At 70.2% G+C, this 9,566-nt stretch carries 10 protein-coding genes; 5 read left to right on the forward strand and 5 right to left on the reverse strand.

The window, feature by feature from the left end; genetic code table 11:
- The first annotated feature begins 441 nt into the window (after positions 1–441).
- Together AN218_RS24565 and AN218_RS24570 are read left to right on the forward strand one after the other, a co-directional pair.
- Positions 442–1,140, forward strand: a complete 699-nt coding sequence (locus AN218_RS24565; RefSeq protein WP_070019114.1) for a PadR family transcriptional regulator — start codon at positions 442–444, stop codon at positions 1,138–1,140.
- Positions 1,141–1,188: 48 nt separating this feature from the next.
- A complete protein-coding gene (locus AN218_RS24570; RefSeq protein ID WP_070019115.1) occupies positions 1,189–2,265 on the forward strand; it encodes an inositol-3-phosphate synthase in 1,077 nt (358 codons plus the stop codon).
- A 227-nt stretch (positions 2,266–2,492) separates the two neighbouring features.
- On the opposite strand, the gene AN218_RS24575 is transcribed toward AN218_RS24570, so the two are convergent.
- The 3 genes from AN218_RS24575 to AN218_RS24585 all read right to left on the reverse strand — a co-directional run bounded on the left by AN218_RS24575 (position 2,493) and on the right by AN218_RS24585 (position 6,296).
- Positions 2,493–3,524 (reverse strand): alanine racemase, encoded by a 1,032-nt coding sequence (locus AN218_RS24575; RefSeq protein ID WP_070019116.1) that lies wholly within the window; start codon positions 3,522–3,524, stop codon positions 2,493–2,495.
- An 85-nt stretch (positions 3,525–3,609) separates the two neighbouring features.
- Positions 3,610–4,728 carry a lipid II:glycine glycyltransferase FemX gene (locus AN218_RS24580; protein ID WP_070019117.1) on the reverse strand — a complete coding sequence of 373 codons (1,119 nt, stop codon included), beginning with the start codon at positions 4,726–4,728 and terminating at the stop codon, positions 3,610–3,612.
- Between the two features lie 44 nt (positions 4,729–4,772).
- The gene (locus AN218_RS24585; protein WP_070019140.1) at positions 4,773–6,296 is read right to left on the reverse strand and encodes an MFS transporter; all 1,524 of its coding nucleotides are present in this window, start codon (positions 6,294–6,296) and stop codon (positions 4,773–4,775) included.
- A 246-nt stretch (positions 6,297–6,542) separates the two neighbouring features.
- On the opposite strand from AN218_RS24585, the gene AN218_RS24590 reads away from it, so the two are divergent.
- Positions 6,543–7,490, forward strand: a complete 948-nt coding sequence (locus AN218_RS24590) for a DUF5996 family protein (protein ID WP_070019118.1) — start codon at positions 6,543–6,545, stop codon at positions 7,488–7,490.
- Positions 7,491–7,615: 125 nt separating this feature from the next.
- Here the strand turns inward: AN218_RS24590 and AN218_RS24595 are convergent, their stop codons facing one another.
- Positions 7,616–7,978, reverse strand: a complete 363-nt coding sequence (locus AN218_RS24595; RefSeq protein WP_070019119.1) for a UBP-type zinc finger domain-containing protein — start codon at positions 7,976–7,978, stop codon at positions 7,616–7,618.
- A 133-nt stretch (positions 7,979–8,111) separates the two neighbouring features.
- Positions 8,112–8,411 (reverse strand): hypothetical protein, encoded by a 300-nt coding sequence (locus tag AN218_RS24600; RefSeq protein WP_070019120.1) that lies wholly within the window; start codon positions 8,409–8,411, stop codon positions 8,112–8,114.
- A 233-nt stretch (positions 8,412–8,644) separates the two neighbouring features.
- Here AN218_RS24600 and rpsF point away from each other — a divergent pair, with 233 nt between their 5' ends.
- Together rpsF and AN218_RS24610 are read left to right on the forward strand one after the other, a co-directional pair.
- Entirely contained in the window at positions 8,645–8,935 is a 291-nt protein-coding gene (rpsF, locus tag AN218_RS24605) for a 30S ribosomal protein S6 (RefSeq protein WP_070019121.1), read from the forward strand.
- Positions 8,936–9,110: 175 nt separating this feature from the next.
- On the forward strand, positions 9,111–9,566 hold a 456-nt coding region (locus AN218_RS24610; RefSeq protein WP_070019122.1), incomplete at its 3' end, for a single-stranded DNA-binding protein.

Genomic DNA, 9,566 nt, shown 5'->3' on the forward strand with positions numbered 1-9,566 from the left:
CCGGCGCCGGACGGCGGCTGCGCTGCGCGCCGGCCGCGCCCCTGGGGCGGCTTTCGACGGTGCTCGCTCATGGAACAGCTACTCCTCGGGCAGGCGCTCGCGCCTGAAGGTGGCAGTTGACGTCTGGTCCCCCCGAGCACGGCCCGCGGACACCCCGTCCGCCGGTCGCACTGCACCCAGGACGATGACGCGATCCGGCGTCTTCTGGTTCCCGGTGGTGGTCTGCACGCGCACAGACTACGCAGATCCAAAACGGCCGTTAGCGTGCATCCATCTCAATCAGCACAAGTTGCCTTCAACTAATCAGGGATGTGAGTCCCTTCACCCGTCCCGCACTTGTCGCCCCCCAAGTCGCGTTCTATCGTGCTGATGTATCGACTCGATACATCAGCACGAGACAAGTACGCGGTGGGCGTGGGGGGTTGAGGGGGGCGGTGCGCTATGAGCCGGCGCTCGGGGATCCTTGAGTTCGCCGTACTCGGTCTGCTGCGCGAAGCGCCCATGCACGGTTATGAGCTGCGAAAACGGCTCAACACGTCGCTGGGGGTCTTCCGTGCCTTCAGCTACGGATCGCTCTACCCGTGCCTCAAGACCCTTGTGCAGCGCGGGTGGTTGACCGAGGAGCACGAGCCCGCCCGTCCCGCGCCGGAGAGCGAGCGCGAGGCGCTCTCGCCGTCGCTCTCCGGCCGCCGGGGAAAAATCGTCTACAAATTGACTGCTGCCGGAAAAGAACACTTCGAGGAGCTTCTTTCACAGACCGGACCGGACGCGTGGGAAGACGAACACTTCGGTGTCCGTTTCGCCTTCTTCGGGCAGACCTCGCGGGACGTGCGGATGCGTGTGCTCGAAGGGCGCCGCAGCCGGCTGGAGGAGCGGCTCGCGAAGATGCGCGCCTCCCTCGCCCGTACACGCGAACGGCTCGACGACTACACCCTCGAACTGCAGCGCCACGGAATGGAATCCGTGGAGCGCGAGGTCCGCTGGCTCACCGAACTCATCGAGAGCGAGCGGACGGGGCGCGACCTGGAGGCGGGCAGCGACAGCGGGCCTCCACCGCGCCGCACAGGAGCAGGAGACGCGGGAAACCGGACCCGGCACCGGGGCACCGCCCCGCCGGGGGAGTCCGGCGACACCGCATGAGGCCGCGTACGAACGCGGGTCTCACCTACCAGACAGGGAGCAACCGGAATGGGTTCGGTTCGTGTGGCCATCGCGGGCGTGGGCAACTGCGCCGCGTCGCTGGTGCAGGGCGTCGAGTACTACAAGGACGCCGATCCGGGCAGCAAGGTGCCCGGCCTGATGCACGTCCAGTTCGGCGAATACCACGTACGTGACGTGGAGTTCGTCGCCGCCTTCGACGTGGACGGCAAGAAGGTCGGCCTCGACCTGGCGGACGCGATCGGCGCGAGCGAGAACAACACCGTCAGCATCTGCGACGTACCGCCCGCCGGTGTGACGGTGCAGCGCGGGCACACGCTCGACGGTCTCGGCAGGTACTACCGGGAGACCATCGAGGAGTCCGACGCCGAGCCCGTGGACGTCGTACGCGCGCTGCGGGAGACCGAGGCCGACGTCCTGGTCTGCTACCTGCCCGTGGGCTCCCAGGAGGCCGTCGAGTTCTACGCGCAGTGCGCCGTGGACGCCGGCGTCGCCTTCGTCAACGCGCTGCCCGTCTTCATCGCGGGGACGAAGGAGTGGGCGGACAAGTTCACCGAGGCCGGTGTGCCGATCGTCGGCGACGACATCAAGTCGCAGGTGGGCGCGACGATCACGCACCGCGTGCTGGCCCGGCTCTTCGAGGACCGCGGCGTCATCCTCGACCGCACGATGCAGCTCAACGTCGGCGGCAACATGGACTTCAAGAACATGCTGGAGCGCGACCGGCTGGAGTCGAAGAAGATCTCCAAGACGCAGGCCGTCACTTCGCAGATCCGCGACCGCGAACTCGGCGCGGACAACGTCCACATCGGCCCGTCCGACTACGTGGCCTGGCTGGACGACCGCAAGTGGGCCTATGTGCGCCTGGAGGGACGGGCGTTCGGCGACGTGCCGCTCAACCTCGAGTACAAGCTGGAGGTCTGGGACTCCCCGAACTCGGCGGGCGTCATCATCGACGCGCTGCGCGCGGCGAAGATCGCGAAGGACCGGGGCATCGGCGGGCCGATCCTCTCGGCGTCGTCGTACTTCATGAAGTCGCCGCCCGTGCAGTACTACGACGACGAGGCGCGGGAACTGGTGCAGGCGTTCATCGACGGCAAGGCGTGAGGCGCGGCGCCGTCTTGGCGCCCGTCGTCGTGGGGGCTGTCCGCTCCGGTCCGGCCGGGGAGGACAGCCCCTTACGTGTGAGCGGGTGCGCGCGTGCGCAGGGGCGCGTACGTACGAGGTGCGCGCGGGCGCGAGGTGTTACGCGGCCAACTCCGGGACGCGGACGGGTGGTTCGCCAGCGTCCGCGCTTCGTGCTCCGCGGCCCGGGCCCCGGCGTCCCGTCCCCGTCAGCGGTCGACCGTACGGTCCACCATCGTCGTCGTGTGCCGCAGTTGCGCCGTCAGCTCCTCGCCGACCTTCGGCTCCGGCGCCTCCGCCGGCACGAACAGGATCGACATCTGCATGTGCGGCGGCTCCGCGAACCAGCGCTGCTTGCCGCTCCAGAGGAACGGCGAGAGGTTCCGGTTCACGGTCGCGAGCCCCGCGCGGGCCACGCCCTTCGCACGCGAGGTCATGCCCTGCAGCGCCTTCGGCGACTCCAGACCGACACCGTGCGACGTACCGCCCGCGACGATCACGAGCCAGCCGTCGGCCGGCGCCTTCTGCTGCCGATAGCCGAAGCGGTCGCCCTTCACCACACGCGTCACGTCCAGGATCGCCCCGCGGTACTCCGTGGCCGAGGGGTCGCCCAGCCACAGCCGCGTACCGATGCGCGCCCTGAAGTCCGTACGCGGGAACTGCTGTTGGAGCCGCGCGAACTCCTCCGGGCCGAGGTGGGAGACGAACATCGTGTCCAGCGGCAGCCGCGCCGCGCGCAGCCTGTCCATCCAGCCGATGACCTCCTCCACCGCGTCCGAGCCGTCCGTACGGTCCAGCGGAAGATGGATCGCGAAGCCCTCGAGCCGTACCTCGTCGATCGCGGCGTGCAGCTTCGGCAGGTCCTCCTCGGTGACGCCGTGGCGCTTCATGGTGCTCATGACCTCGATGACGACGCGTGCGCCGCGCATCAGGCCCACGCCCTCGACGGAGGAGACCGAGCGGATCGCGCGGTCGGGCAGCGGCACCGGCTCCTCGTCCTTGCGGAACGGGGTGAGCACCAGCAGGTCGCCGCCGAAGTAGTCCTTCATGCGGGCGGCTTCGTAGGTCGTGCCGACAGCGAGGATGTCGCTGCCGAAACGGGTGGCTTCGTCGGCCAGCCGCTCGTGGCCGAAGCCGTAGCCGTTGCCCTTGCAGACCGGGACGAGGCCCGGGTACTGCTGGATCACCGACTGCTGGTGCGCCCGCCAGCGATCGGTGTCGACGTAGAGGGTGAGCGCCATGGCCGGTAGGGAACCTTTCTTCCGTCACTCGTCTCGGTCTTGTCCGCCTGTCCGCAACTCCTCGTCCGGCGCGGCGTACGCGCCGTCAGCGCCGTGACATGTAGATGTCGAGCGCCTTGTGCAGCAGCTTGTTGAGCGGGAAGTCCCACTCGCCGACGTACTCGGCTGCCTCTCCCCCGGTGCCCACCTTGAACTGGATGAGCCCGAAGAGATGGTCGGACTCGTCCAGCGAATCGCTGATGCCGCGAAGGTCGTAGACGCTCGCCCCGAGCGCGTACGCGTCCTGGAGCATCCGCCACTGCATCGCGTTCGACGGCCGCACCTCGCGCTTGTGATTGGCCGACGCCCCGTACGAGTACCACACATGGCCGCCCACGATCAGCATCGTGGCGGCAGCGATCCGTTCGCCCTCGTGCTCGGCGAAGTAGAGACGCATGCGGTTGGGGTCCTCGGCGTTGAGGGACTTCCACATGCGCTCGAAGTACGACTTGGGGCGCGGACGGAACTTGTCGCGCTCCGCGGTGATCTCGTACAGCCGCTGCCAGTCGTCCAGATCCTGCAGGCCGCCCTGTACGACCTCGACGCCCGCCTTGTCGGCCTTCTTGATGTTGCGCCGCCAGAGCTGGTTGAAGCCCTTGTGGACCTCCTCCAGCGAACGGCCCTCCAGCGGCACCTGGAAGACGTACCGCGGCTGTACGTCGCCGAAGCCGGCGCCGCCGTCCTCGCCCTGCTGCCAGCCCATCCGCCGCAGCCTGTCCGCGACTTCGAAGGCGCGGGGCTCGATCTGCGTGGCCTCCACATCGCGCAGCCGCTTCACGTCCGGGTCCTGGATGCCGCGCTTGATCGCGGCGGCGTCCCAGCGGCGGATGACGACGGGCGGGCCCATCTTCACGGAGAACGCGCCCTGTTGCTTGAGGTGGGCGAGCATCGGCCGCAGCCATTCCTCGAGTTGGGGCGAGAACCAGTTGATGACCGGGCCCTCCGGCAGATACGCCAGATACCGCTTGACCTTCGGGAGCTGCCGGTAGAGCACCAGGCCCACCCCGACGAGCTGGCCGTCGCCGTCGAACCAGCCCAGATTCTCCGAACGCCACTCGCCCTTCACATCGGCCCAGGCCGGGATCTGGCAGTGGCTGGCCGAGGGCAGTTCCCGGATATACGCCAGATGCTGCTCACGGCTGATGGTCCTCAGTGTCAGACTCATGCGGGACGCTCCTCCGGGCGCAGGTGGGTGACTCGCGGCGAAGCCTACTGTGCGTCGGGGTTCCCCCACGCCCCGCGCCCGGGCTTCGCCCCGTGCCCGGGCTCCCGTTCGGCGGCGGGCGGCGGCGCCGAGAGCGAGCACGAACGGCACACCGCGTCGACCGTCTCCGGGGCCGGTGCGGCCGGACGTACGAGGACCCAGGCGGTGGCCGCCGCCGCGGCCAGCAGCCCCGCGCACGTCAGCATCGCGCCGTGGAAGGCGGCGTCGACGTCGGCGGGCGAGCGGTACTCGTCGCCGGACAGACCCACGATCGACGGGATGGCGGCGACGGAGACCAGTCCACCCGTACGGGCCGCCGCGTTGTTGATGCCGCTCGCGGTGCCGGCCCTGCCCACGTCCACGGAGTCCAGGACGGTCGCGGTCAGCGGTGCGACGAGCAGCGTCATGCCGGCCCCGAGACCGATCCCCGCGGGCAGTACGTCGGCGAAGTACGAGGCGTCCGGGCCGATCCGCAGCATCAGCAGCACGCCCGCGGCGGCGACCAACGGCCCCGCCGTCAGCGGCACATGAGGCCCGATGCGCTTGCCGAGACGTGCCGCCCGGCTGGAGAAGGCGAGCATCAGCAGCGTCAGCGGGAGCAGCGCGAGCCCGGCGAGGAGCGGCGAGAAGCCCGCGGTGGTCTGGAGCTGGAGGACGAGGAAGAAGGAGACGGCCGCCAGCGCCCCGTAGATCAGCACCGTCACCACGTTCGTGTACGAGAAGAGACGTACACGGAAGAGCCCCAGCGGCACCATCGGACGGGGCGAGCGCGCCTCGGTCACGACGAACGCCGCGCCCAGCGCCACCGCCGCACCGCCCGTCACGAGCGCCGCGAAGGGATGCGTGGAGGCGGCCGTCAGCGCGTACGTCAGCGAGCACAGGGACAGCGCCGCCAGCACGGCGCCCGGCACGTCGAAGCGGCCGCTCGCGGACTCGTCCCTGTTCTCCGGTACATGGCGCACGGCGACCGCCGCCGTCAGCACCGCGAACGGCAGGTTGATCAGGAAGACCCAGCGCCAGCCCGGACCGCCCGCGAGCCACCCGCCGAGCAGCGGCCCCACGGCACCGGCGACGCCGCCGAGCCCGGCCCAGGTGCCGACGGCCGCCGCCCGGTCCTGGGGACGGAAGACCGCCTGGATGATCGCCAGCGACCCGGGCGTCAGCAGTGCGCCGCCGATGCCCTGGAGGCCGCGGGCGCCGACCAGCAGTGGCGCGCTCGGGGCCAGCCCGCACATCGCGGACGAGACGGCGAACCACAGCACCCCGACGACGAAGATCCGCCGCCGTCCGTACCGGTCGCCGAGGGAGCCGCCCAGCAGGATCAGCCCGGCGAGCGTGAGCAGATACGCGTTGACCGCCCACTGGAGCCCGGCGAGGCTCGAGTCGAGGTCGGCGCCGATGCGCGGCAGGGCCACGTTCACGGCCGTACCGTCCAGCAGCACCATGCTCGAACCCAGCACCGTCGCGAACAGCACCCAGCGCCCGGTGGTGCTGGACAGGGTCACCTCGCCGGCGCGCGCAGAGTCCATGAGGTCCATCCTGCTGCCCGGGCTCCGCTTCGGCACCGTCGCGAATCCGCCGATGTCGGGCTGCCTGCGGCATCCATGGGGCCGCGGGACGGTCCCCGTACGAATGACGTCGTACGGAGCGGGTGACCCGGGGACGGAACGCACGAAAACCGCATACCGGGCATCCGGCCGATGCGCGCTCCGGCACCGGGACGCGCGCCGGCCGCCGGGCCCGGAAGGCACCCCAGGAAGAAGGGGGACGACGCCATGGAGCTCTTCCCGCCCCTGCCGCTCAGCGAGTGGCGCGAGACCAAGGAGACCCTGCACCGCTTCGAGCAGCTCGTGGGGAAGATCCGCCTCACCTCGAGCGCACGCCGCAACCACTGGTGGAACGTGCCGTTCCATGTCACCGGGCGCGGCATCACGACGCGGCCGATGGGCCAGTGCGACGGCAACCCCGTCTTCACGATCGACTTCGACTTCGTCGACCACCAGCTCGTCGTGACGACGCTGGACGGTACGGCCGTCTCCTTCCCGCTGATGGGACAGTCCGTGGCCTCCTTCCGCAGGCTGACCATGGAGGCGCTCGCCGACCTCGGCGTGCACGCCGAGATCCCGCACCCGGAGCCGTTCGACCTGCCGGACTCCGCCAGGCCGTTCGCGCAGGACACCGAGCACGCGACGTACGACCCGGAGCACGCCAACCGCTACTGGCAGGTGCTCAGCCAAGTGGCCCTCGTACTGGAGGAGTTCGCCTCCCGCTTCTCGGGCAAGTGCAGCGCCGTGCACCACTTCTGGCACACCTTCGACCTGGCGTACACGCGCTTCTCCGGACGGCACGTGGAGCAGCCGCCGCAGGCGGACTCCGTGACCCGCGAGGCGTACTCGCGCGAGGTGACCAGCTTCGGCTTCTGGTTCGGCGACGAGTCCATGGCCGCGCCGGCGTTCTACGCGTACGCCGCACCCGAACCGGAGGGCCTGGCGCTGGAACCGCTGCGTCCGGTCGCGGCGCGGTGGGTGCCGCAGAACGGCAGCCACCTCGCGCTGCTGCCGTACGACGAGGCACGGGCGCTGAGCGATCCGCGCACCGCGGTGCTCGACTTCTACGAGAGCGCCTACCAGGCGGCGGCCTCCCTCGCCGGCTGGGACATCGAGGCGATGGCGAGCCCCGGCGGCGTCACGGACCAGCGGCGGCTGGAACTCCAGCACCACTGAACCGCGGTCCGCGGCCCGGCCCGGTCTGTTCCGTACGTACGACGGCTCCGGCCTCCCTGGTCCTACGGGGAGGCCGGAGCCGTCCGTACCGGGTAGGCCCTCACAGCGCCCTCAGTGCGGCGCCCTCAGTGCAGTTGCCGCTCCCAGTCCGCCGGGACCATGCCCTCGGGCCCGGGAGTCGGCTGGCTGCTCGGATGCGACGTAGGGGGCGCCAACTCCGGGCCCTCCAGGAGCTGTTCGGTCTCGGTGTTCCAGAACCACTCCTCGCCGGGCTCGAAGCTGGTCATCAGCGGATGCCCCGCGCCCTGCGCGTGCGCCGTGGCGTGCTGCCCCGGCGAGGAGTCGCAGCAGCCGATGTGCCCGCACGCGGCGCAGCGCCGCAGATGGAACCACCAGCCCGGCCCGTCGCCCGCGGAGCACTCCGCGCAGCCCGGACCGCTCGGCGGCGCGGAGGGATCGATACGGGTCACGTCGTCGTGCTGTGCCATGGCAGCTTCCTCTCGCTCGCCCCCCTGGTGGCTGTCGCCCGGCGCCGGCCGCCCGTACGGCGGCCGGTGCCGGTGACCGGGAAATCGGGGATCGGGGACCGGAGCCGGGGAAGCGGCGGCGTACCGCCCGGCGTCAGCCGAGCAGACCGCCGTGCGCCATCCCCAGGTAGAAGCCGAAGGCGGCTCCGCCCAGACCGATGATCAGCGCGAAGCGCTCGCCCGTCGTGGCCGAGATGAACTGCCCCCAGGCTCCCGTGACGACGCCGGCCAGGCCCGTCCAGGCGCTGAGCACGTGCAGCCCCGACCACATCGCCGTCACGAAGGCGACAGCGCCCAGCAGAACCGTCACCGCCGCGAGTGAACTCTCCAGGGGATGAGCCCTGCCGTCGTCGAGGAGCATGGATACGGGGTTGTGCCGAACCGCCTGTGCCATACGGCACCTCCTGACAGAGGCCAGCATCGGCGGCGCCCTCGTGACGCCGCTCACACCGTTCCGTCCAGGTTGCGGCGACTTGCCCCCGGATTTCAACCGGAAGGCCCAAGCCGGGTAGTCTGAACGGTCTGCATCCGGCGCCCCTCCCCGAGGCGGCACCCGGTGCGGAGCGCATCACGAACCTCCTGCCACGGAACGACCGTGGCCGCGAGTCCGAAGGAGGTGGGTTCCACATGCGTCACTACGAGGTGATGGTGATCCTCGACCCCGATCTTGAGGAGCGAGCGATCTCCCCGCTGATCGAGAACTTCCTTTCCGTCGTCCGCGACGGCAAGGGCAAGGTCGAGAAGATCGACACCTGGGGCCGTCGTCGGCTCTCCTACGAGATCAACAAGAAGCCCGAGGGCATCTACTCGGTCATCGACGTGCAGGCCGAGCCTGCGGTCGTCAAGGAACTCGACCGGCAGATGAATCTGAACGAGTCGGTCCTGCGGACCAAGGTTCTGCGTCCCGCCGCCCACTGATCCCCTGATCCGGGCCGTACGGCATCGCTGACGCCGCGCGGCACCCAGGGCACCACGGGCGGTCCACGGACCGTAACGAGCAGCCACGCCACAGCGCGTAGGCACCGAGGCACCGAGCATCGGGTGCCAGCCACAGAAGCCACAAGCAGCCAGCAGCACCGCCGAGAGGTACCCCATGGCAGGCGAGACCGTCATCACGGTCGTCGGCAATCTCGTCGACGACCCCGAGCTGCGCTTCACCCCGTCCGGTGCGGCGGTCGCGAAGTTCCGCGTCGCGTCCACTCCCCGCACCTTCGACCGTCAGACCAACGAGTGGAAGGACGGCGAGAGCCTGTTCCTGACCTGCTCGGTCTGGCGTCAGGCGGCGGAGAACGTCGCCGAGTCCCTCACCAAGGGCACGCGCGTCGTCGTACAGGGACGTCTCAAGCAGCGTTCGTACGAGGACCGCGAGGGCATCAAGCGCACGGTCTACGAGCTGGACGTCGACGAGGTCGGCGCCAGTCTCCGCAACGCCACGGCCAAGGTCACCAAGACCACCGGACGAGGCGGCCAGGGCGGCGGCTTCGGCGGCGGCCAGGGCGGCGGCCCCCAGCAGGGCGGCGGCGCACCCGCGGGCGACCCGTGGGCGACC

Source organism: Streptomyces nanshensis (assembly GCF_001751255.1).
Classification (GTDB): Bacteria; Actinomycetota; Actinomycetes; order Streptomycetales; family Streptomycetaceae; genus Streptomyces; species Streptomyces nanshensis_A.

Excerpts from the sequence above, each read along its gene's own strand:
- AN218_RS24565 (WP_070019114.1), top strand. The coding sequence starts at position 442 with ATGAGCCGGCGCTCGGGGATCCTTGAGTTCGCCGTACTCGGTCTGCTG.
- AN218_RS24570 (WP_070019115.1), top strand. The coding sequence starts at position 1,189 with ATGGGTTCGGTTCGTGTGGCCATCGCGGGCGTGGGCAACTGCGCCGCG.
- AN218_RS24575 (WP_070019116.1), bottom strand. The coding sequence starts at position 3,524 with ATGGCGCTCACCCTCTACGTCGACACCGATCGCTGGCGGGCGCACCAG.
- AN218_RS24580 (WP_070019117.1), bottom strand. The coding sequence starts at position 4,728 with ATGAGTCTGACACTGAGGACCATCAGCCGTGAGCAGCATCTGGCGTAT.
- AN218_RS24585 (WP_070019140.1), bottom strand. The coding sequence starts at position 6,296 with ATGGACTCTGCGCGCGCCGGCGAGGTGACCCTGTCCAGCACCACCGGG.
- AN218_RS24590 (WP_070019118.1), top strand. The coding sequence starts at position 6,543 with ATGGAGCTCTTCCCGCCCCTGCCGCTCAGCGAGTGGCGCGAGACCAAG.
- AN218_RS24595 (WP_070019119.1), bottom strand. The coding sequence starts at position 7,978 with ATGGCACAGCACGACGACGTGACCCGTATCGATCCCTCCGCGCCGCCG.
- AN218_RS24600 (WP_070019120.1), bottom strand. The coding sequence starts at position 8,411 with ATGGCACAGGCGGTTCGGCACAACCCCGTATCCATGCTCCTCGACGAC.
- rpsF (WP_070019121.1), top strand. The coding sequence starts at position 8,645 with ATGCGTCACTACGAGGTGATGGTGATCCTCGACCCCGATCTTGAGGAG.